The organism is Dyadobacter endophyticus (assembly GCF_014641595.1).
Classification (GTDB): domain Bacteria; phylum Bacteroidota; class Bacteroidia; order Cytophagales; family Spirosomataceae; genus Dyadobacter; species Dyadobacter endophyticus.
On record NZ_BMIA01000001.1, the window covers coordinates 2,807,710 to 2,829,784 of the forward strand.

Annotated in this window: 18 protein-coding genes; 6 read left to right on the forward strand and 12 right to left on the reverse strand. The window is 47.7% G+C overall.

The features are described from left to right. Positions 1-84 precede the first annotated feature (84 nt). Positions 85-1,314, forward strand: coding sequence for an exo-beta-N-acetylmuramidase NamZ family protein (locus IEY24_RS11245; RefSeq protein ID WP_188931700.1), 1,230 nt, complete (start codon positions 85-87; stop codon positions 1,312-1,314). Between the two features lie 326 nt (positions 1,315-1,640). Here the strand turns inward: IEY24_RS11245 and IEY24_RS11250 are convergent, their stop codons facing one another. The 12 genes from IEY24_RS11250 to IEY24_RS11305 form a co-directional block, all read right to left on the reverse strand. Beyond that, positions 1,641-2,063, reverse strand: coding sequence for a VOC family protein (locus IEY24_RS11250; protein WP_188931706.1), 423 nt, complete (start codon positions 2,061-2,063; stop codon positions 1,641-1,643). Between the two features lie 82 nt (positions 2,064-2,145). Beyond that, positions 2,146-2,547: a VOC family protein gene (locus tag IEY24_RS11255; protein ID WP_188931708.1), complete on the reverse strand. Its 402-nt coding sequence runs from the start codon at positions 2,545-2,547 to the stop codon at positions 2,146-2,148. 197 nt (positions 2,548-2,744) lie between these two features. Next, entirely contained in the window at positions 2,745-3,521 is a 777-nt protein-coding gene (locus IEY24_RS11260; protein ID WP_188931710.1) for an ABC transporter permease, read from the reverse strand. A gap of 3 nt (positions 3,522-3,524) precedes the next feature. Continuing rightward, entirely contained in the window at positions 3,525-4,436 is a 912-nt protein-coding gene (locus IEY24_RS11265) for an ABC transporter ATP-binding protein (protein ID WP_188931711.1), read from the reverse strand. A gap of 123 nt (positions 4,437-4,559) precedes the next feature. Next, the gene (locus IEY24_RS11270; RefSeq protein WP_188931713.1) at positions 4,560-5,237 is read right to left on the reverse strand and encodes a LytR/AlgR family response regulator transcription factor; all 678 of its coding nucleotides are present in this window, start codon (positions 5,235-5,237) and stop codon (positions 4,560-4,562) included. After that, on the reverse strand, positions 5,230-6,273 hold the full coding sequence (locus tag IEY24_RS11275) for a sensor histidine kinase (protein WP_188931715.1): 1,044 nt from the start codon (positions 6,271-6,273) through the stop codon (positions 5,230-5,232). Before IEY24_RS11275 ends, IEY24_RS11270 begins: the two co-directional genes overlap by 8 nt. Positions 6,274-6,499: 226 nt before the next feature. Beyond that, positions 6,500-6,910, reverse strand: coding sequence for a globin domain-containing protein (locus IEY24_RS11280; protein WP_188931716.1), 411 nt, complete (start codon positions 6,908-6,910; stop codon positions 6,500-6,502). Positions 6,911-7,009: 99 nt separating this feature from the next. Further along, positions 7,010-8,815: a tetratricopeptide repeat protein gene (locus IEY24_RS11285; RefSeq protein ID WP_188931717.1), complete on the reverse strand. Its 1,806-nt coding sequence runs from the start codon at positions 8,813-8,815 to the stop codon at positions 7,010-7,012. Between the two features lie 93 nt (positions 8,816-8,908). Next, on the reverse strand, positions 8,909-11,077 hold the full coding sequence (locus IEY24_RS11290) for a T9SS type A sorting domain-containing protein (RefSeq protein WP_188931721.1): 2,169 nt from the start codon (positions 11,075-11,077) through the stop codon (positions 8,909-8,911). Positions 11,078-11,137: 60 nt separating this feature from the next. After that, positions 11,138-11,428 (reverse strand): hypothetical protein, encoded by a 291-nt coding sequence (locus IEY24_RS11295; RefSeq protein ID WP_188931722.1) that lies wholly within the window; start codon positions 11,426-11,428, stop codon positions 11,138-11,140. Between the two features lie 65 nt (positions 11,429-11,493). Continuing rightward, positions 11,494-12,087, reverse strand: coding sequence for a hypothetical protein (locus tag IEY24_RS11300; RefSeq protein WP_188931724.1), 594 nt, complete (start codon positions 12,085-12,087; stop codon positions 11,494-11,496). A gap of 526 nt (positions 12,088-12,613) precedes the next feature. Then, the gene (locus IEY24_RS11305; RefSeq protein ID WP_188931726.1) at positions 12,614-13,489 is read right to left on the reverse strand and encodes a helix-turn-helix domain-containing protein; all 876 of its coding nucleotides are present in this window, start codon (positions 13,487-13,489) and stop codon (positions 12,614-12,616) included. A 356-nt stretch (positions 13,490-13,845) separates the two neighbouring features. Between IEY24_RS11305 and fucP the strand changes: the two genes are divergently transcribed. The 5 genes from fucP (at position 13,846) to IEY24_RS11330 (ending at position 22,063) form a co-directional block, all read left to right on the forward strand. Beyond that, positions 13,846-15,096, forward strand: coding sequence for an L-fucose:H+ symporter permease (fucP, locus tag IEY24_RS11310; protein WP_188931728.1), 1,251 nt, complete (start codon positions 13,846-13,848; stop codon positions 15,094-15,096). Positions 15,097-15,181: 85 nt separating this feature from the next. Next, a complete protein-coding gene (locus tag IEY24_RS11315) occupies positions 15,182-15,970 on the forward strand; it encodes an L-fucose dehydrogenase (protein ID WP_188931730.1) in 789 nt (262 codons plus the stop codon). A 45-nt stretch (positions 15,971-16,015) separates the two neighbouring features. Beyond that, a complete protein-coding gene (locus IEY24_RS11320) occupies positions 16,016-17,029 on the forward strand; it encodes a zinc-binding alcohol dehydrogenase family protein (RefSeq protein WP_188931732.1) in 1,014 nt (337 codons plus the stop codon). Between the two features lie 191 nt (positions 17,030-17,220). Beyond that, positions 17,221-19,671 (forward strand): beta-galactosidase GalA, encoded by a 2,451-nt coding sequence (galA, locus tag IEY24_RS11325; protein WP_188931734.1) that lies wholly within the window; start codon positions 17,221-17,223, stop codon positions 19,669-19,671. After that, positions 19,664-22,063 carry a PDZ domain-containing protein gene (locus tag IEY24_RS11330; protein ID WP_229221916.1) on the forward strand — a complete coding sequence of 800 codons (2,400 nt, stop codon included), beginning with the start codon at positions 19,664-19,666 and terminating at the stop codon, positions 22,061-22,063. The genes galA and IEY24_RS11330 overlap by 8 nt, the downstream gene beginning before the upstream one ends. Positions 22,064-22,075: the final 12 nt, after the last annotated feature.

A 22,075-nucleotide genomic window follows, 5' to 3' on the forward strand; every position in this document is an offset into this window, starting at 1 on the left:
CCTAAATTGGCTAATTTGCCATTTATCACTTAAGGAACTTCCTGGCTGGCCACGAATGGCAACCCAATCATAACCCTAACAAAAATGACGAAACTTTTTTCAATACTTTTTTTGACGATTCTGACGATCGGCACTATTGAATGCGTCGCACAAATTGCATCAGCAAACCAACGTATACCAGACCATCAGGAAATTATCACGGGTGCAGACCAGACTGAAAAATATTTGCCGCTTCTAAAGGGGAAACGAATTGGCCTGGTGGCAAATCAGAGTTCCATCATCGGCACAAAGAGCAGCGTAGACAGCTTGCTGAGCCTGGGTATCAAGATTGTTAAAGTGTTCGGACCTGAACACGGTTTCAGTGGCAACGCCAGTAACGGAGCCGCGGTAAACAATGAGACGGACGCCAAAACCGGCATTCCAATCATTTCTTTATACGGAAAAAACCAGAAACCGACGAAAGAACAACTGGCGGATATCGACCTTCTTGTATTTGATATTCAGGATGTGGGCTGTCGCTACTATACCAATATCAATACCCTTGAATATGTAATGGAAGCCTGTGGAGAGAATGATAAAGAACTGCTCATTCTTGACAGGCCCAATCCAAACGGATATGTGGTGGACGGACCGGTAATGACGGATGATCGATTTAAATCTGCCATAGGGATCCATTATACGCCTATGACGCACGGCATGACAATCGGCGAGTTTGCCCAATACCTTAACGGTGAAGGATATCTGCCAAAACAATGCAAAATAAAGGTCATCAAGGTCGCTAACTATGATCATGATATGGCGTATGCATTACCGATCAATCCCTCGCCAAATTTGAATAGCCGGCAAGCTGTCATGCTTTTCCCCAGCTTATGTATGTTCGAAGGAACAGCCATCAATGAAGGAAGAGGAACCTATATGCCATTTACTATTCTGGGGGCGCCTGCATTGAAAGGCAAGTATCCATTTTCTTACAAACCGGTCGGTATTCCCGGAATGAGCGAGCGGCCCAATCACAAAGACTCTGTTTGCTACGGGCTCGACCTTCGGGAATACGATATGGCCAGTCTTCGTAAGCGCCGCCAGATCAATTTAGCGTGGCTCATCGAGTTGTACAATGCCTATCCGGATAAAGCGCATTTCTTTACCCCCGGAAGGGCTAACCAGGACATATCCGCCTTTGACCTGCGAATCGGAACTGATCAACTGCGAAAACAGATCATAGCGGGCGTATCGGAAGCAGACATCAGAAAAAGTTGGGAGCCCGGATTGCAGCAGTTTAAGGCGATCAGAAAGAAGTATCTCCTATACCCCTAAGGGGGCTTTTCGCTACACAGCCCCAAAGCGGTACTGCTGACTTTAGGGGTTCTTTACAGCTTTGTTTTGTGATTGAGACTGACGGCAGACAACAAGATTAGCTTTGAAACTGCCAGACTTTCTGATGCCGTCGGCCGGCAAAAAAGTAAATCCTTCTCAATAAATGCACCGTCTACGCAACGCCCCTGTCCATGAGCACTATATCCGGGTAGTTTTGACCAAAAATTAAACGAAAGGATATGAAAACTTTAAAAATCCGCGCGTTGACGGCGTTGATGTTTTGTTTCTCTTTGGGGCTGTCAGAAAAACGACGAAGCTTTTGACTGTCAATCCGTATATTCAGTTCCTTCTTTAACATCTGTTTTACTTTCAAACGTTAAACTATATCCGTCCGGATCGCTCATACCTACTACCCACATGCCATTTCCGACGAATGGCGTTTCCAACGCAATACCTCGTGCGAGCGCATCCCGATAAACCGTTAAGGCGTCATCGCAAATAAAGTAAATGGTAACGCCGTGCCCGGGTTTACCGTTTGCGAACCACTGGTCCAAGTGGTTTTTCCGCACTTCCTGCAACATCAATGCAGCACCGCCTAATTGCAGCCAGCACCATTCGATACGCCCGTCGGGGACCCATTGATTGCTCACTTCAAAGCCTAGATCGTTGACATAGTATCGCAGCGACCTATCCATATCTGAAACCCAAAGAAAGGGCACCGCCTGCCGGATGTTGTCGGGAGTTTTCATAGGAAGCCAGATTTAGGAGTTGGTCGAATCTTTTGCTCGAAGATTTGAGGAAGTTAGCGGCTCTTCCGAATGATAGATAGCCCTAGCGCGCCCGCGCCGCCGCTTCTGGCGTAACTGGTGTAAAAAAGTTGACCAAGTTACCGTCCGGATCGCGGAAAAGCAGCGAGCGGTTTCCCCATGGCATTGTCGTTGGCTCCTGAACGAGTGCTTCGCCGAGGTAGGCTGCAAGTCGCTCGTAATGTGTATCCACATTGTCAACCCGGAATTCAAGAATTACCGAACGGTTTGCCGCCGGTGAGGCAACACCCTCGCCACCAAACAGTTGCAAAGTACGGATACTGCCTATCGCGAGTACAGCGACTGGCGTGCGAAACTCGGCAAAATCCTCGGTGTATCGGTTGGCAGGAAAGCCCGTAATTTCCTGATAAAAATCAATAAGCCGATCGATATCGGCGGTAATGATCCGTGTTGAAATGAATGTCATAGACTGGCTCGGTTAATGCTTGATTTTCCAAAGAAACAACCATCATCTGACAACAGTATGTCAGCAGCAAATTCAGCAAAACCGACATTTTTTTACTCCAATACCTAAACCCAACCCCGCATTCTTTCAATAGGTAAGTTCCCGCCGGAAGTGACAGCCGGTATTCTCCATGCTGATCGGCATTTACACCTAGGCCGCTACCCTTTTTCCGGCAGGTGTTTGATGTCGTAAAAGGCAAAGCCGATTGACAACACCAATGCGGTCAGTGAGCTGACTGTAAGCACGACAAGCTGCCCGGGCTCCTTTTCGAAATCGGTAAAAAACATGAATGCGGAATATACATAGGGATAGTAGATCGATTTGTCCCAATCCATCAATATGATGCCGGTAATCCATAGTCCCAGCCCAAGACCGAGCGGAATGACAAAGTTCCGGAAACGCAGGCTCAGCCAGTACTGGATGATCGAGACGGACAGGCAGCCCAGGTAAACACGGCCCGAAATCAGCAGCAGATTTTGCCAGTCGATGCTGGTAACCGTTAAGCGATAGGCCGGATTAAGGCTATGAACGAGCAGCCCCGACAATAGGACAAACCCATCGAAACAAATGATATAAAACGGCACAAGTGCCTGGATTACCAGCAACTTCGAAAAAAAGATGTCCGCAAAAGGCCGCGGCGAGGCATACACCTGTTTCCAGGTATTGCTTCGGAATTCGATCTGCACGACAAGGTTTGTGATCAATATGATATACATCGGCAGGATCACCGCCGCCACGTTCTTCCAATTAAACCGCAGGAAGGTCAGCCAGGGAGTCTGTTCAAATTTTGTCAGCAGCACCTCGGGCCGTTCGAGCAGAATGACCGCGTTGATCGCCGGAATGAATGCTGCGGCAAGGATCGTCAGCCACAGGGCAAAGCTTCTTTTGGTTTTAATGAACTCTGCGGACGTGTTAGCAAAAAATCTTGTTTTCATCGGTCAGGCTGAAATGATTTGTAAAAAAAGCTCTTCCAGGTCGTTGCCAACCGCGCCAAGCCGGCTCACCCGGACGCCACCTCCGACCAGCATGTGATTAATCAATGCGGCTTCATCCGGGCCCGAATGGCCAACATGGACAGTAAAGCCGTCTTTGACAAAGACAGAAAACCGGCCTGCGAGAATCTGCTCGGTCCTGGTAAGATTGTCAACTTCGATTTCCAGCAGCGCGTGCCGGTGTTGCAGGCTTTGCAGCTCGGGTAATGTCCCCTGAAAAAGCAGTTTGCCCTGATGAATAATCCCCACATGCGTCGCTACCTTCTCCACTTCTGCCAGCAAGTGGCTCGAAACGAGCACTGTCTTTCCCTGGTTTTGGTTCAAATCACGGATCAGCTCGCGGATCTCGATGATACCACTGGGGTCCAGGCCATTAGTGGGCTCGTCCATGATCAGCAGCTCAGGGTCATGCAGCAGGGCAATCGCAATTGAAAGCCGCTGTTTCATACCCAGCGAATAAGTCTTTGCTTTTTTGTGGGCCGCATCGGAAAGGCCCGTGATACGCAAAACCTGTTCAACCCTGCTTTTGGGGCAATCATAGGATCGCCTGAACACTTCCAGGTTTTCCTGTCCGGTCAAATGCAGGTAAAGCGAGGGCTGCTCGATCAGCGAGCCGATACGCCGTAAAATCTCGATCCGGCTGCGATGTATCTGATAACCGAAAAGGCGTATCCCGGTATTTTCGCTACGAAGAAGCCCCAGCAAGAGTCGTAAAGTCGTTGTTTTCCCCGCGCCGTTCGGCCCCAGAAAACCGTAGATACTGCCTTGCGGTACCTGTAGATTAATGTCGTCGAGAACCTTTTGACCTTTTTGAAAGCTGTAAACCAAATGGTCAGTTTCGATAACCGCTTGTTTCATTTCCGTTGTTGTTTTGATTGTGTATCAAAGAAATACGCAGCTTTTCACAAGCGGAAATAAAATCACCAACAGGCTTTATTTGCCTTCGAACGCATTGAAATGACCGACCAAAATACCGGCACGTTAGCCAATGCGCCTCAGCAGCTCTTCGCGAAACAGGTCACCGATCGGCACCTTCATTTCTCCTATATAAATGATGTTGCGCTCGATGGCGGTGATTTTGCTAAGGGCGACGATAAAAGAGCGGTGCACGCGCACAAAGTCTTTTCCAGGCAGCTTGTCCTGGAATGCGGTAAGGGTTGTTAGCGTGTCGATCACCTGAGCTGGCGTATGTACGGCGACATAGTCCTTTTTCCCTTCGAGCAAAAGGATATCGTCCAGATCTACACGGATCATCCTGTGAGCCGATCTGATGAAAAGGTATTCTGGTCCGCTGACCTGGACGGGTGCCAGGCGCGACTGCACTTTCTGAACCGCCTTCAAAAAGCGCTCGAAAGAAAACGGTTTGACCAGGTAATCGACCACATCGGCTTCAAAACCTGCCAGCGCAAACTGGGGATAGGCCGTGGTAAGCACTGCCAGCGGCGGATTGGCGATCGCCGACAGAAAGTCCAGGCCGTTGACCTGGGGCATATTGATATCCAGCAGCAGCAGATCGCAGCCTGTACCGTTAAGAACGGAAAGCGCCTCCAAAGGAGATGCAAAGGTGGCGACAAGTTCCAGGAAGGGGCATTTGGAGACGTAATTTTCAATTATTTCCAGTGCAAGGAATTCATCGTCGATGGCGATACATTTAATCATGGGCAGTGCTTGACAATTGAATGGTAAGATCGGCGGTGAACGAGTCGCCCGTCTGCTGTAATGCCAGTTCGTGCACCCGGGGGTAAAGCAACGCCAGCCTGCGGCGCAGATTGGCAATGCCAACGCCGCCTGAAAGCTCCGGCCCCACCGCCCGCAGCCTATTTTCGGTATAAATCCTGAGCACGTTGCCGGCAAAACTGACCGTGATAGCCATCGGCAGCGATCCATGTTTGAATACATTCTCAACCAAAGGCAAAAGCAACAGCGGCTGGATCATCACCGCTTGCAGGTTACCCGACGTTTCAAATTGGATCCCCTCCCCCGACTTGCTGCGCAGCTCGTGCATGGCCACATACGTGCGTATCATCTCGATCTCTTTTTCGAGCGGGACCATTTCGGCATTGGTCTCATACAACAGGTAGCGCATCATTTCAGAAATACGCAGGATAACATCTGGTGTTTCGGCTGCCTGGCGCAGCGAGAGTGCATACAGATTGTTCAGCGAGTTGAAAAGAAAATGGGGATTAATCTGCGCCTTTAAAACCGCGAGTTCGGATTTCAGGTGCTCGTTTTCCTTTTCCTTGTCCCTCTGAACCTTCCTGTACCAATCAACGCTCAACCTTATAAGAAGCCCAAACAGGGCAAAAATAACGTAATTGCTAATCCGGGTCAGCAAAGGCAATAAATCGCCATTGGTTATCCGCTTGACACAATTACTTTCAGCCAGCAACAAGTCTTCTAACACGAGGACAGCTGCCGCCATCAGCAGCGCTGACAGCAGATTTATCCCCAAAAACCGCGTTACACTGTGCCGCGGCAGCGATTTGGGGACCAGATAGAGGTAATTAAGATAAAAACTGCCTGCATGCATCCCGAAAGCCAGACCGTAATGTACAAAGAAGGCTTCCGGAGACATCCGGGCGAAGTTCCCGTAGAATACCAGGGTTGCGTAAATACCCCACGCAAGCACATGCAACAGCGCCGGAAGTTTCTTTTCCAGCAACGGCTGCCATGCTTCTTTTGTCGGCTCAATCATACGCGATAATACCCATTTCCATTCTCAACAGAAAAAAACTGGCTCAACAGGTATTTTTTGCCCGTCAATAAACCGATTCTATCGACCATTGCTTGTTCTGGTATCTAAATACCGGATTGTAAGTAAAATACCATCAAGCGGCGGCGTGAATATCTATGACGCTACACTGACCTGCGGTATGTTGTCTTACGTCGGCGATTTACCTGATTACTATACAACGCGGCTATCACGCCTTATGCGCGGCTTTGATCATGGACGTCGCCCAGATATCGTAAAGCTCGTTCCATGCCTGACTGGCGTCTTCATCCCATCGGTCTTCAAGACGCTGTTCCAGCACTTGCAACAATGCCTTTCCCACCGTCGCATAATGGCGGTCCCTTACGCCGTACCCAGCATGCCGAACGGCCATTGCATCGATGTCTTTCTGTATTTCAGACATCGTTTGCAGGCGGCTCACCATGTACGTGATCATGTCGGTAAGCTTTCTTACCTGCTGCTCCATATCGCGCGGGAACATGGCCTGTAAGCTGGGATCGATTTCAAAAAGCGCCTCATAGAACATTTCTCCCATCATCTCCGGCTGGGAAATGGCGTAGCTCCAGGTTGTTTTGATGATCAATATTTTCCGGTCTGTCACGGTTTGCCTGTTTATATCGACGAAGAATTTGCCTGACCAAAGAGATTGATTTTCGGCGGCAACACCAAAAAAGCGAGGTATACAATAGGTAATCAGCCTTTAAATACCCATCAGGTAATCCAACAAACTACCCTCCTCCCCCAGTTTCAGCTTTTTCCGAAGCCTGTGGCGGGCAGTTTTGACGCTGTCCGGCGAAATGCTGAGCAGCCCCGCGGATTCCTTTAAATTGAGGTTCAGTCTGATGAGCGCGCAAAGCCGGAGCTCGCCCGCGCTGAGTTCGGGATTGGCTTTTTTAAGTTTGGAGAAAAAATCCGGGTGAACCCCTTCAAAATAGGCCTTGAACTCGTCCCAATCCTTGTCTTGGTTGAAACTGTAATCGATCAGGTTGATGAGCTTGCTGAATAGCGGCGTATTTTCATCCCTGGGGCCCGTTTTCAATGCTTGCGAAACCGTTTGGCGGATATCTTCCAGGATACTGTTTTTCTGGATCAGGTTTAAAGTATGGGTGGTCAACGCCTTGTTCCGGAATTCCAGTTCGGCTTGGAGGCGCTGCTCTTTTTCAAAACCATTTTGTATCTCAATGTCTGCAAGCGCTCTTTGGGCGGCATGCAGTTCCTTGTCTTTGCCAACTTTCAATCGTTGCCTGTTAAAAGCCAGGGCTACAAGTATGAGTATCGCGGCCAATGCCACCATAACGGTGTTCCGGGTGGCATCTCCCAGGTCCTTCTCTTTTTGCAGCAGCTTGATCTCCGATTCCTTCCGCTCGTTTTCGTAATGCACGCGGAGATTGGTCATTTTTACGGTATTCTCTTCATTGAACAGCGAGTCTTTTAAAACCATCGCCAATTCCTGATAGCGAAATGCATTGGCAAATTTGCCGCTCTGCCCGTAAACGTGCGCCAATCCTTCATAAGCCAGCTGCAATGCGGGCCGTACCCCACTAGTCCTGGCCAGCTCTTCCGCCTGGTGATAACTGGTAAGCGCCTTTTGAAAATCGTTGGTTTTGGAATAAACATGGCCCAGTCCATCATAAGAGCTAACCATCGCGGGTTTCCGCTGGAATTCATGATTGATGGCCAGTGCCTTTTCATACTCCGTCGCGGCTAAGTCATATTTTCCGGTTTGGAAGTAGATCTCGCCGAGATTGTTGTGGCAAATGATCTGGCCATTTATATCCTTGAACTGGTCGAACAGCTCCAATCCTTTTTGTGCGCTGGCGAGTGCCGCATTAAAATCTTTTTTCCGGATTTGGATCGAGGCGATATTAATGTAGGAGCCGGCAAGCGACTTCCGGTCACCCGCTTTCATCCAGATCGCCTGCGCCTGCTTGTAGAAGTTCAGCGCCTCATCGTAGTTCTTTTGGTTTTTATGGACATTACCAATGCTGTTGAGGATATTGGAACTGCGCTTCTGATCCCTGAGACCCTGAAAAATAGCCAGCGCTTGTAAATAATTGTCCAGCGCATGACCGTAATTTCCCTGTTCGCCATAGATAATTCCCGCACTAGCGATGGCTTTGCCGACGCCAATCTCGTTTTCGATGTCTTGTGAGATCTTCTCACTTTTTGAATAATGGGCAAGCGCTTCGGGGTATTTGTTTTTTTGCCAATAATATACCCCGAGCGCATATTCACCGTCTGCCTCGCCTTTCGGGTAGTTTATTTTACGTGAAATCGACAACACTTTTTCCGCATTGGCCAATGTCTTTTCCGGGGCAGTACTCCACGATTCCATTGCGATCTCAAAGATCAGGTTCACCCGTGTGGTGTCCGATTGTGCTTTGGTTAAAAGATTTTGGAGGCTATCAATTTTGGGAGACTGTGAAAAAACGGGTAAAGTAGCAATGAGCAGGAGGTAGAGCATTAATTTCATCGAGACGTTTCCGCCAGTCTGTTTAGGTTTCACGAATATAATTGTAACTGAGAATACTATTCAGTGATTCAGCCCCAAATGACCAATAAGCTTATTTAACGTAAAGTGGCAGAAAAGTACTGAGACTTATTTCTTCAAGACCTTCACAGTTTGCGTTTGGGTCGGCGTAGTCACCCGAATCAGGTACAATCCTGTTTGCTTTTGCGTCATGGAGATCGTTTCTTGATAATTTCCGTTTCGAGCAGTCACCACTTTGTCAAAGATCGTAAGCCCCGAAAGGTCCGACAATTGAAGGCGTATCGTCTCGCCACTCGCACCTTCCACATTCAGCGAAAATTGATCCAAAACCGGATTGGGATATGTAATGGCGTTAAATGCATCTTCGGGCGCTACGTTTTCAAGTCCGGTACTGTCGCCTGCGAAAGCTTGCCGCATATTATTGTCAGCTGAAAATGCATTTTGTTGTGCCGGGGCAGCAGAGCTCGTCCCAGGCGAGGTTTGAATTCCCACAAATCCGCCGGTAATGAAAATACCATTACCATAAGTAATTGTCAGCAAGTCGACGCTTACCTTGCTCTTCAAAGCCGTCCACGCTACGCCAGGAATATATCTGAACAATTTTCCATCTCTTCCACAAATCACGAACTGGCCATTTGCAAACGCCACGTCGAGATAGTGAATATCACTGTAAGGATCGCTGGTTGCTGACCAGACCTTTCCGTCTGACGATGTCGCAAACGATTTTGCAAGGCCCACAGCTACCCATTTGCCGTTTCCATAAGTCACACTTTCCAATGGATACGGCGTGCCGCTGGCCCTGAATGTCCATTGATTACCATCCGTGGAGGTTGCCAAAATTCCTTGCAATCCTACCAGCACGAACATTCCGTTGGCATAAGCCACAGCTTTGTAGTGGTAATTACTCTTAGTAACCGCCTTATACCAGGTTTTACCATCAGAGGAATATAGAATGAGGCCATGATCGCCGACTGCGACGAATTTACCACCACCATATGCGACACCTTCAAGCCTTTGTCCGTACTCTACCTGGCTATAACTCCACACGTACCCGTCGATAGAGGTTTGAATGATGGCGTCTGTGCCCACTGCGACAAAAAGCCCTTTACCAAACGTAACGGAGGTAAACACTTCTGCCCCGAGATTCAATTGGATTGTTTCCGCCGCCTTATAATTTATACCATCCAGGGTAGTCAAAATCAGGTTGCGCTTCGTTCCATAGATTTCGCCGTTATTCGTACCGCCAGCGAGTACAAGACGCCCGTTTCCATAAGCCGAACCGCCGATCTGCGTCTTCCAGTAATTGACTGTCTCCGAAACCCAGGTGAGGCCGTCGTTATATGACGAGCGGAACATACAACCTTCCCCCGTGGCCAGAAACTGATTCTGAAGATAGCGTACGCTATAAAGGTTTTGATCGATGGCCGTCGTAACGAGTGGATTATTCCAGGAAATACCATCGGCAGAAGTAAGTACCTTATTTTTGTTTTGGATCATGACAACAAACTTCCCGGTCTGCGGATTCGATGCGACTGCTTTCAGGATCAATGTCTGATCAGCCAGACTATATGAGCTCCACGCCATTCCTTCTGCCGAAGCGACGATCGTACCTTTAATGCCGACTGCTACGAAACGTCCTGATTTGTTGATACTGATGCCATACAAAGTGTTTGTTGTTGCAGAAACCCTTGCAGTCCATGTTACACCATTGTCATTAGATGTTTTCAAAAGGCCACTTTCCCCTACCGACACAAAAAGTCCGTTGCCGTAAACGACGTCATAAATGCTGTTTTGCTGCTTATCTGACCTGATAGTCCAGTCAATACCACTCGATGATGTTAACCGGCAACCCTGCATCCCCACCGCGACGAAAGTTCCGCCACCATAGGCAAGGCTGTACAGGTTCCGGTCTGTTCCCGAATCATGCTGGTACCAGCTCAGGCCATCGGTTGATGTCAAGACTGTCCCAAGGTCTCCCACCACGACAAAAATTCCATTGGCGTATACAATGCGCCTCAAATTTCTGGTCTTGCCGACGGGTGATGATCGTTCGTCCCAGGTAATACCGTCGGTTGAAACCCGGATCATCCCGGACTGCCCTACTGCTACATACTTTCCTGCACCAAATGCAACGTCAAAAAGAACAATGTTGGGTAATAGCTGACGGCTCGTCCAATCAATCTGTGCCTGGGCTGCGAAAATCTGGACAAACAGCAGCAGTACCAGCAATGTATGTGTAAAGTAGTTGTTTGGCCTTTTAGTAATCGAAAGTTTCATGACTAATGCTAATTTGTATTTGAAAAAATGAAAATGGTGTTGGCGACAAACAATCGCAGGTTAATTTTTACGGCCATTTGAGAACCGGAATATCAGCAACCAAAGCAGAAAGGCCAGTCCTGGCAAATCGGGTATGGCGAGCAACAGCTTGGCGGTTGCGTAAAAGCCATTGCTGAATAGCCAAAAACTTCCCGACAATGCAACAACAGGCACGCCAATGGCGACGATCGCCGCTCGATAAAAGGGTGCCGACGGGCCTCCCGGAGTAGTGTATACGCTGTCTCTGAAAAGGTAAAGCAAAACCAGCAATATACCGGCGCAAAAAAACCAAAGAACCCAGAAGACGATCATTTGCAAGCATTATTAGGGGTGCATGGTAAAAGGCCGGGGTTTTACTGCCCGGGCCTTAAATCTCCTTAATACGATATCAGGGCATTTTCGTAATAGATATCCAGCACCAGGGTATCTGTGCTTTTGACCTGTACCAGAATGTATTTTCCGCCTGGCGTTTTGTAGGCTAGCACCGTTCCGACTGGAATATAGTTTGTCCAGAACGCGGAACCCGCAGGGGCCCAGTTCGCGCCGCCCCCCGTGTAAAATTTGAGCGTAGCCAAATATTCTTTCGTCAGTTTACTGACATCCTGGATGCCTGCAATTGCGAAATGCATTGATTCTGTGTTGATCGCATAGTAGCAATTGGAACCTACACCCCAGCTGATATCTCCTGCATGCTCATCCACGATCGAGAACGGACTGGTCAGTTTCAATCCTTTGAGTAGCGGAACTGTCGCTGTGTGGACGTATTTCCAGGGAACCGTTAAGAAAGGTGGTATTTGTTTCGGTGTCCTGCCGTCCACCTGCATAGCCGCTGTGCTTTCGTTTGGCGTAGCCGCATAACCAGCCATTGCAGGCATTGCGCCGCCATCCGGCGTCAGGTCATTCGGTTTTTCGCAGCTCAAAATAAACAGTGAAAGTAAAAGCATTGCGGTACTCGTAAGAACATTTTTCATGGCATTTTGCATGTGGTTTAAATAAATTGAATTGATTTGACTAGTAAATATCCTTGGATAAAGCATCGCGGGTAAAACTCGGCCGACATCGGCGATTGTGTGTAAAATCCTGATGATCATGTGATGCAAATATTCTCAGATTCGACTGATGCAAACTTAGGAATGGCGGCGGCAGGCATCCTATTCCGACGGGTATACAAGAGGTACACTGGCCTGGAAAGTAGGTATACAAAAGGTAACGATAAGGCTTCTCCTGAAAAATACCGACTAAATCAATACTTCATGGTCATACCAACAGCCGTCCTTAATTTTTATTCACGGAATGAAGGCTTCCCGTTTTCAGGGCATTGGTGGCTTAAACTCGGTAATAATTTTATCATGATTCCTAAATTAATGGACTAATCGGACTGCCGACGCGGCTGTTTTTACAATTTTGTCCAACCATTTAGGGGGCTAACACAGGTATCGGTTCTCGCGGCCGGTAGTGCCGTGTAAATCTACGCACTGCTAATCTCGGTGCTACTTATTACACGACACTGTTGATTTTCTTATATTCGGTAGGCGTTTGTCCAGTAATGTTCTTGAACGTGCGAGAGAAATAAGAAAGACTATCAAAGCCGGTTTCTGTCGCAATTTCCGAAAGGGTAAGATTTGTGGCAATAATGAGGTACTGCGCCCTTTCAATTCTTTTCTTCTGGATGTATACCAACGGGCGTTCCCCTGTATAGCTGGTGAAAATCTTGGAAAAATAATTAGCATTATAGCTTACCCGGTCAGCTAAATGTTCAACAGTCAGGTTGTGCTGCAGATGCGTGAGGATATAATTGATCGAGTCGAGAATCTTGGAAGGAATCTTTTTTGGCTCCGCAGGCTGGAAGTACTCAAGCCTTAAGAATCGTGCAATCAATTCGAGAATCAAGCCTTTCGTCTCGATGTAGTCAGACAGCGGTATCAGATTGTTTTTTTTCTGAAAACCGGCAAGTGTGGGCTGTTTCTCGTACTCACGGGGATTGTCTGACCTTCTCAGATCCCTACCAGGGTTCAGTTGCAGAATCCTTTTGAAGCGAATGGTGTCTTCCGGTTCCGACCGAATCTTATAGATTTTTCTGCCGGAAGAAAATAGCGAGGTCCCGTCTGTACTTTCTTCCAATACATGAACGTAAAACTGGCTGAGATGTTTGGGGCAGTGGTGACTGCATAAAGTGAAACTGGGCACCAAATACAAGTAGCCTTTCTCCAAGACATGCCCACTGTCTTCCTCACCGAGCAACCCATACCCGTCTTCAATCAAGTAAATCCGATAAAAAGGACTGATTACATTTCGATAATTCCAATTTTTGTTCAATTGTACATAGTCCGCATTCAATAACGAAAATATGGATTTAAAGCCTTCATTGTCCATTCAAGTCGATAATTGTCATTGATACATTTTTCAAAGATAGTCTGATTTGTTAAAATAAAAAGCATTTTTGTACAATTACTACAATTTATTAAACTATACATTTGTCCCATATTCCGATCTCTTAGAAGTCGGTGTGTTTTTAACGATTTACCAACTGCAAGAGGGAAGCACGCAGTACGAACCTCACATTGAAAATATGATCACCCGTCCAAATTTGGCTTCAAGGATGTGACCAACGAATGAAAACAGAAAACTGGGATCCGGGGGAGCAGCTCCCGGCCAAAAGTGGGTTTAGTGAATCAGATTTGCAAAACTGCCCCATAGTTTAGTTGTCCAACCAAAATTCTCTTAATGCTATGGCTGATCGTAAAACGAGGCTGGCTGTTATTTTAATCACGTCCTTATTTTTTATGTGGGGGTTTGCCTTAAACCTAAATCCTATATTGATTCCACACTTAAAAAAGGCATGTCAGCTTAGCGACTTTCAGTCTGCTCTGATTGATTCGGCATCATATATTGCCTATTTCCTTGTCGCGTTGCCCGCCGGACTTTTCATGAAAAAATTCGGATACAAATCGGGTATTATACTGGGTTTGTTGCTGTTTGCTCTCGGGACTTTCCTTTTTTATCCTGCGGCAGAAATACGCAATTTTGGCTTCTTTCTGGTAGCCCTTTTCATAATAGCAAGTGGACTGACTTTACTTGAGACTGCGGCGAATCCCTATATTATGATTTTAGGAGATACTGATTCAGCAACACAGCGGCTCAATTTCGCACAATCCTTTAACGGGCTGGCCGCATTTCTGGCTCCCTTAATGGGGGGGTCATTTATTCTTTCAGGGAAAAATCTATCCGAGCAGCAACAATTCTCCATGTCTTCAAGGGAGCTTGATGCGTATCTGAATTTGGAAGCATCTTCGGTACAAATGCCGTTCATAGCTATTGGTATAGTAGTGCTGCTGGTCTCGATGCTTGTCTGGCGCACTCAATTGCCAGAAATAAAAGAAGAAGAAATTGAGGTTAGAAAAACCGGTTCAATATGGAACGAGAGAAATCTGATGCTTGGCGTGACAGCGCAGTTTTTTTATGTCGGTGGTCAGGTATGTATCAGCAGCTTTTTTATCCGCTTTGCAGATAAGGTAGCTGGCATTGAAGAGAGAAGCGCGGCATATCTTTTATCTGGCGCATTTTTGAGCTTTATGGTGGGTCGTTTCATAGGCACTTATCTGATGAAATTTGTCGCGCCGCCACGGCTTTTAGCGGTCTACAGTCTGATAAACATCGTTCTGTTGATTACAGCAGTTTCCACCACCGCAATGATTTCGGTATATGCCTTACTGGGCGTTCAATTTTTTATGTCCATCATGTTTCCGACCATATTCGCACTGAGCATTCATGGACTCGGTGCGAAGACCAAAGTCGGCTCCTCACTGGTGATCATGTCCATCGTTGGTGGCGCGGTATTTCCGGTCATCATGGGACAAGTTTCCGACATTTCATCCATTCAGACAGCTTACGTCGTGCCAGCTTTTTGTTTTCTGGTTGTACTTTATTTTGCTTTAAAAAACAATTCTATCAAAAATATTTCATTGGCCACATCTCACTGATTGCCAGAACATTGATATGCGATATTAACAATGGAAATTATGCAACTACATAGTCTGACAACTACGCAACAAATACAATCTATAGATGGATTTACAGCTTGGAGATAAAGTAATTATCGTTACCGGGGGTGCCAAGGGAATTGGCGAAGGAATCGTTCGAGTGCTAGCAGCACAGGGCGCTATTCCTGTCATTGTTGGACGTAATGAGCAAGACAATCAAAAGATTGTAACCGACCTGAAATCAAAAGGCTACAAAGCTTTTCATGTGACAGCCGAACTAACCCGCCCCGAAGAATCACAAAATTGCGTAAACGCAGTTTTGAAAGAGTTTGGACGCATCGACGGACTAGTAAATAATGCCGGCGTAAATGATGGAATCGGGCTGGAAGACGGCAATTACGAGGATTTTCTCGGATCGCTACACAAAAACCTGGTTCATTACTATCTGATGGCGCATCATGTTTTGCCGGCTTTAAAAGAATCAAAAGGAGCGATAGTAAATATTAGCTCTAAAACAGCTGAGACCGGTCAAGGTGGCACATCAGCCTATGCCGCCGCAAACGGCGGACGCCTCGCACTTACGCGGGAATGGGCCGTAGAGTTACTCAAATACGGTATTCGTGTCAATGCTGTAATTGTGGCCGAGTGCTGGACACCGCTCTACGAGCGCTGGATTGAAACACTTCCAAACCCCAAAGCTAAATTGGCCTCCATCACCGCCAGTATTCCTTTTGAAAACCGGATGACTACTTCGGAAGAGATTGCCAACATGACCGTATTTCTTATTTCAGAAAAGTCAAGTCACACTACTGGTCAGCTTATTTATGTCGATGGAGGTTATGTACATCTGGACAGGGCACTTGCTAATTCCTGAGATGTCTTCCCAATCGAGCCACCGATATTGAAAACATCACGAAATATGAATACACTTGTTTGTGTGACTCCCGGCGAATTTGATTACAGAGAAGCCGAAAGGCCGGAACTTACCCCGCGGCGTACAATTATCAAGATCAAGCGTGTGGGAATATGCGGCACAGACTTGCATGCTTTCGAAGGAACCCAGCCTTTTTTCAGTTATCCCCGCATCCTGGGTCACGAACTGGCCGGAGAGATCGTAGAAACTGATGGTTCGCATGGATTCTCTGTTGGTGAATCCGTAACATTTATCCCTTATTTTAATTGTGGCAAATGTATAGCGTGCCGAAACGAAAAACCCAATTGCTGTACCAGCATCCAGGTTTTTGGGGTGCATATAGACGGTGGCATGTCAGAATATGTCTCGATTCCTTCTGATCATTTAGTACACGGCAGTGGGCTTAGTCTTGATGAACTTGCGCTGGTTGAACCGCTGGCTATCGGGGCACATGGCGTACGAAGAGCAGGAGTAACGCCGAAAGATACTGTGCTCGTAGTTGGAGCCGGACCAATCGGGCTAGCCACGATGGAATTTGCGCGAATAGCAGGGGCCACCGTCATTGCAATGGACATTAACGATAGCAGGCTTGTTTTCTGTCGGGAAAAAATTGGCGTCACACACACGATCAACGCGCTCACTGAAAATGCACAAGAAAAACTCGCCGAGCTCACCGATGGAGATATGCCAACGGTTATTATCGATGCCACGGGAAATTTGAGGGCCATCAATACTGCGTTCCAATACCTTGCCCATGGGGGGAGGTATGTACTGATTGGCTTGCAAAAAGCTGAGATCAGCTTTTCTCATCCTGATTTTCACAAACGGGAAGCAACTTTAATGAGTAGTCGCAACGCAACCAGAGAAGATTTTGAACATGTAATCAAAAGTATGAAAGCTGGGATGATCAATCCTAGGACATACATTACCCATCGTGTCGCTTTCGGTGACGTAAAAAGACAGTTCAAAAACTGGCTTGAAGCTAATAGTGGCGTGATCAAGGCAATGGTCACAATGTAACATTTACTTATCTCTCCGCCATGAGATGCATATTTCCTGGTAATCCCTTAGACTCCGCCCCCTTTTCACATGGATATTGAAGCTGGCGAAGTTAAGTGACACACATCAAATTAAAATATCAACCGCCCATTTCCCGGCTAGTTTCAATGTCAGGACATGGCTATACCTAAAACGTTGCAAAACCCCCAAATATGAACTCCGAATTTTCAATCCGAAGACGATGGATCTTCTTCATAGTAGCCATGTTACTGCCGGTAGGCTTTCTTCATGCATCGATAGAAACGGGTCGGCTCCGGGAGAATTTTGATTTGGGCTGGCAGTTCCACAAGGGAGACATCGCCATTAAGCGTGCTGTGAAAGCCGGTAAACAGGGTGGGCTGACAGACGCCAACGTTAAGGTAGTTGAAGGAGAGGAAGCGGTCATAGCCTATACAGACAAAAATAAGGTAGCGGACTATAAGGCCAGCGACTGGCGCAATGTTGACCTGCCACACGACTGGCTGATTGAGGAGTCATTCGTGCACGATGACAATATAAGTAGCCAACCTGCCGGCAATGGATATCTGCCCACCGGTATAGGCTTTTACCGGAAAGAGTTCGCAATAGCCGCCGGTGATGCAGGGAAGAAAATCAGTATCGAATTTGACGGCATTTTCCGTAATAGCACGGTTTGGGTAAACGGGCACCTGATGGGTAACCATAAAAGCGGTTATACTCCCTCGTTCTATGATCTGACCGATATACTGCGGTACGGCGACGAGGGCAAGAACGTGATCCTGGTGAAAGTCGATGCGACCGATACCGAGGGATGGTGGTACGAAGGATGCGGTATCTACCGGCATGTCTGGCTAACCAAGACTACCCCTCTTCACGTGGCCAGGTTCGGAACCTTCGTCACCACACCAACTGTGGCACCCGAAAAGGCCGTTGTCAGCATGAAAACCACTATTGAAAACGAGTATAAGACAACCAGGCATTTTCAGCTGGTTTCCAGGATCCTGGATGCGGTGGGCGCGGTAGTTGACACACAGGTTGTCACTGATTCGATTGGGCCGTCGCAAAGCACTGAACTATCTCAAACAGGAATGATCCGGCAGCCAAAGCTATGGAGCCCAGAGACCCCGGCTTTGTACAGGCTTCAAACCCGGATTATCGAAAATGGAATAATTGTCGACAATTTTGAAACAACATTTGGCGTCAGGACCATCGCGATCACGACCAAGGGCTTCTTCCTTAATGGTAAACTGTATCCGATAAAGGGCACTGCCAACCACCAGGATTTTGCAGGTGTGGGTGTGGCTCTGCCCGACAAGATAAACCAGTATAAGATCAAACTGCTCAAAGAGATGGGCAGCAATGGCTACCGCTCGGCACACAACCCTCCTACTCCGGAAGTTCTTGATATTTGTGATCGGGAAGGCATGCTGGTCCTGGACGAAAACCGGCTGCTGACCAGCACACCTGAGGGACTCGATGAACTGAAAACACTCATGCTGCGCGACCGCAACCACCCTTCCGTATTTATGTGGTGTCTGGAAAATGAGGAATCACTGGAAGGCCAGGTGACAGGAACACGAATACTTGAAAAAATGGTTGAAACGGCGCATCAGCTGGATCCTACCCGCCCCGTCACTGCGGCTATGAACCATGGCTGGAATGAGGGCGGATACAGTGATGTGCTCGACGTGGTAGGCTATAACTATGGACAGCGCGGCATGCAATACGTGAAAGACCACGAAAAATACCCCAACCGAAAAATGTTCGTCACCGAATCGACCAGTTATGTATCTACCCGGGGGGAATATGAAGACAATCATGAAAAGGGCTATGTCTCAAACTTCGGAAAAGGCGTCGGCTGGGGGTTGCAGCCGGGCCAGGACTGGAAACACGTGGTCTTGTATCCTTATCTGAGCGGAACATTTGTGTGGACAGGCTTCGACTACCGCGGTGAGCCAACACCGTACAGATGGCCTTGTGTGAGCTCGCATTTCGGTATTATGGATCTATGCGGATTCCCCAAGGACGGATATTACGGATACAAAGCAGCGTGGACCGACCAGCCGCTCGTGCACGTATTCCCGCATTGGAACTGGCCAGGAAAGGAAGGCAAACTGATTAAATTCAGGGGATACAGCAACTGCGAGGAAGTTGAAATACTTGTCAATGGCAAAAGTGTCGGCAAAAAGAAGCTTTCAGCCTTTGAGTATTTTGAGTGGGACCTTATTTACATGCCCGGAAAATTAGAAGTAAGGGGCTATAAAAATGGAAAGCAGGTAGCCCGGCAAATAAGGGAAACGACCGGTACTGCTTCACGGTTGACGGCCAAAGCAGACACCTTGTCGCTGAAAGCAGACGGTTGCGATGTCGCGATTATCAATATTGAGATCAAAGATGCCAAAGGCCGGGTGGTCCCTACCGCCGACAACCTTATCAAATTCTCGATTGAAGGCAACGGCCGCATCATCGGCACCGGCAATGGAAATCCCAGCAGCCACGAACCGGACAAAGCCGACCGCCGGAAAGCCTTCAATGGCCTCTGCCAGGTGCTGGTACAGTCCGACAGACAGGCAGGAAAAATTAAACTCAAAGCAACATCGGAGACACTGGAAGGTACGGAAGTAACGCTGACAGTCCATGAATAGATTTCTTAAACTGGTTATGTACAAGAAAAGCAAATTATCATCCTTCCTGCTCTTATCGCTCGCTTTTTTATCGGCGCTGCCGGCGTTTGCCCAAACTACTATTTACGTGTCTCTTAATGGAGACGACGCTAATTCCGGTACACGTCGTAAACCTTTCGCAACCATTAAACATGCGGTGCTGGCAGCCCGGTCAGTTTCCGGCCCAGTTAGCATCAAGCTTTATGGCGGCACGTATTACCTGAGCGAACCGCTCGTTTTTACCTCTTCCGATTCCAGAAAAAAAGATCAGCCGCTTGTTATTTCTAATTTCGAAAATGAAAAAGCGGTCGTCAGCGGGGCTGCACCACTTCGGAATCTTGAATGGAAGCAAGGAGAACAAGGCATCTGGGAATCGAAAGTCAGTAAAAATCTGATTTTTGACCAGTTAATTGTAAACGGGACTTTGCAGCGAATGGCACGTTATCCTAATTACGATACTTCGGCCAGGTTTCTGGGCGGAACGGCTGCCGATGCGGTCAGCGCTAAAACTGCCAGCAAATGGAAATCGCCCAAAGGAGCCTATGTGCACGCTTTGCATCGCGCGGAATGGGGTGATATTCATTACACCGTTACAGGGAAGAGTTCTGACGGTGAGCTAGCCCTGGAAGGTGGGTGGCAAAACAACCGCCGGGGGCCAATGCATCCGCAGCACCGCTTTATTGAAAACATTTTTGAAGAGCTGGACCATGAAAACGAATGGTTTTATGACCGGGATGCGGAAAAACTATACTTCATCCCTCCCTCGAATATCGACATTAAAAAAGCAACTTTTGAAAGCCCGCAAATTGCCCATTTGATTAAGTTTCAAGGGAGCGAGCAGTCTCCGGTGGAAAACATCCACATCAAGAACTTAACACTGTCTGGCACTACCCGCACTTTCATGGAGAATAAGGAACCGCTCCTAAGAAGCGACTGGACGATCTATCGGGGCGGAGGTGTCGTATTTGATGGTGCGACCGGCTGCATTCTGCAAAATTGCACGCTCACCAATTTGGGCGGCAATGCAGTCTTCTTCAATAATTTTAATAGGGCCTGTACCGTTTCAGGATGCCTCATTTACAACATCGGCGCGAGCGGTGTCAGTTTTGTAGGTGATCCGGCGGCAGTCCGGTCTCCCAGTTTTGAATACAATGAATTTATCCCGCTCGCAGACATTGATCGTACGCCAGGCCCCAAATCCAACAATTTTCCGGCCGACTGCAATGTCTATGATAATCTGCTTTTCAACCTGGGATATGTCGAAAAGCAATCTGCGGGAATTGAACTATCGATGTGCCAGGCGATAAATGTCAGCCACAACACCATTTACGATGTGCCCCGCGCAGGCATTAACGTCAGCGAGGGAACATGGGGCGGCCACGTGATCGAACATAATGATGTATTTGACACCGTCAAGGAAAGCGGCGACCATGGTTCATTCAATTCATGGGGCAGGGACCGTTACTGGCACCCTGATAAAAAAACGCTCGACTCGATCGTTGCCACTAATTTTGATTTGGCCCTGCTCGACGTGGTCAAACCCATTACGCTGAGAAACAACCGCTTTCGCTGTGACCATGGCTGGGATATCGACTTGGACGACGGATCGAGCAATTATTTGATATATGAGAATTTGTGTCTGAATGGTGGAATAAAGCTGCGGGAGGGTGTCAAACGTACCGTGGAGAACAACATCATGATCAACAATTCCTTTCATCCGCACGTCTGGTTTGACAATAGCGGCGACGTTTTCCGCCACAATATCGTCACCATGGCTTACAAGCCCATCAATATCCGGGTTTGGGGAACCCAGGTCGACTTCAATGTCTTGCCTGATTCGCTCTCTCTTCGTGAAGCGCAAAGCCGCGGGACAGACAAGAATTCTGTTGCAGGTAATCCTTTATTTGTCAATCCTTCCGTGGGTGATTTCCGCGTCAAAGATGGCTCCATTGCGCTCGCCGCCGGTTTTAAGAACTTCGCGATGGATAGCTTTGGGGTAGTTTCACCGCATTTGAAAAGGCTTGCCAAAAAAGTCGTCATTTCCGAAGTCATCGAGCTTTCACAGACGGGAGAAAGCGAAACCGCTAGTTTTATGGGAGCGAAAGTCAAAAACCTCTCTACGCTCGGAGAGCGGTCGGCCACGGGCATGGACGCTATCCGCGGCGTGCTCGTGGTGAGTACTTCATCAGCATCAACCCATAGGAATGCACTGCTTGCCAACGATGTCATCCTGAAATTCGGCGGTTACAATACAAATACGGTGCGTGACTTGATGGAAGCACGCATAGCGATAATCGGAACTAAGGCAGAAATAGTTGTTTTCAGAAACCAGCAGGAAATGAAGATTACAGTTGAATTGGACGGTAAAAGATAAGTTTAAGGTATG

Coding starts and splice junctions, on each gene's coding strand:
- IEY24_RS11300 (WP_188931724.1), bottom strand. CDS start 12,087: ATGAAAAATGTTCTTACGAGTACCGCAATGCTTTTACTTTCACTGTTT.
- IEY24_RS11265 (WP_188931711.1), bottom strand. CDS start 4,436: ATGAAACAAGCGGTTATCGAAACTGACCATTTGGTTTACAGCTTTCAA.
- IEY24_RS11255 (WP_188931708.1), bottom strand. CDS start 2,547: ATGACATTCATTTCAACACGGATCATTACCGCCGATATCGATCGGCTT.
- IEY24_RS11290 (WP_188931721.1), bottom strand. CDS start 11,077: ATGAAACTTTCGATTACTAAAAGGCCAAACAACTACTTTACACATACA.
- IEY24_RS11330 (WP_229221916.1), top strand. CDS start 19,664: ATGAATAGATTTCTTAAACTGGTTATGTACAAGAAAAGCAAATTATCA.
- IEY24_RS11245 (WP_188931700.1), top strand. CDS start 85: ATGACGAAACTTTTTTCAATACTTTTTTTGACGATTCTGACGATCGGC.
- fucP (WP_188931728.1), top strand. CDS start 13,846: ATGGCTGATCGTAAAACGAGGCTGGCTGTTATTTTAATCACGTCCTTA.
- IEY24_RS11295 (WP_188931722.1), bottom strand. CDS start 11,428: ATGATCGTCTTCTGGGTTCTTTGGTTTTTTTGCGCCGGTATATTGCTG.
- IEY24_RS11275 (WP_188931715.1), bottom strand. CDS start 6,273: ATGATTGAGCCGACAAAAGAAGCATGGCAGCCGTTGCTGGAAAAGAAA.
- IEY24_RS11260 (WP_188931710.1), bottom strand. CDS start 3,521: ATGAAAACAAGATTTTTTGCTAACACGTCCGCAGAGTTCATTAAAACC.
- IEY24_RS11320 (WP_188931732.1), top strand. CDS start 16,016: ATGAATACACTTGTTTGTGTGACTCCCGGCGAATTTGATTACAGAGAA.
- IEY24_RS11305 (WP_188931726.1), bottom strand. CDS start 13,489: ATGGACAATGAAGGCTTTAAATCCATATTTTCGTTATTGAATGCGGAC.
- IEY24_RS11270 (WP_188931713.1), bottom strand. CDS start 5,237: ATGATTAAATGTATCGCCATCGACGATGAATTCCTTGCACTGGAAATA.
- IEY24_RS11315 (WP_188931730.1), top strand. CDS start 15,182: ATGGATTTACAGCTTGGAGATAAAGTAATTATCGTTACCGGGGGTGCC.
- IEY24_RS11250 (WP_188931706.1), bottom strand. CDS start 2,063: ATGAAAACTCCCGACAACATCCGGCAGGCGGTGCCCTTTCTTTGGGTT.
- galA (WP_188931734.1), top strand. CDS start 17,221: ATGAACTCCGAATTTTCAATCCGAAGACGATGGATCTTCTTCATAGTA.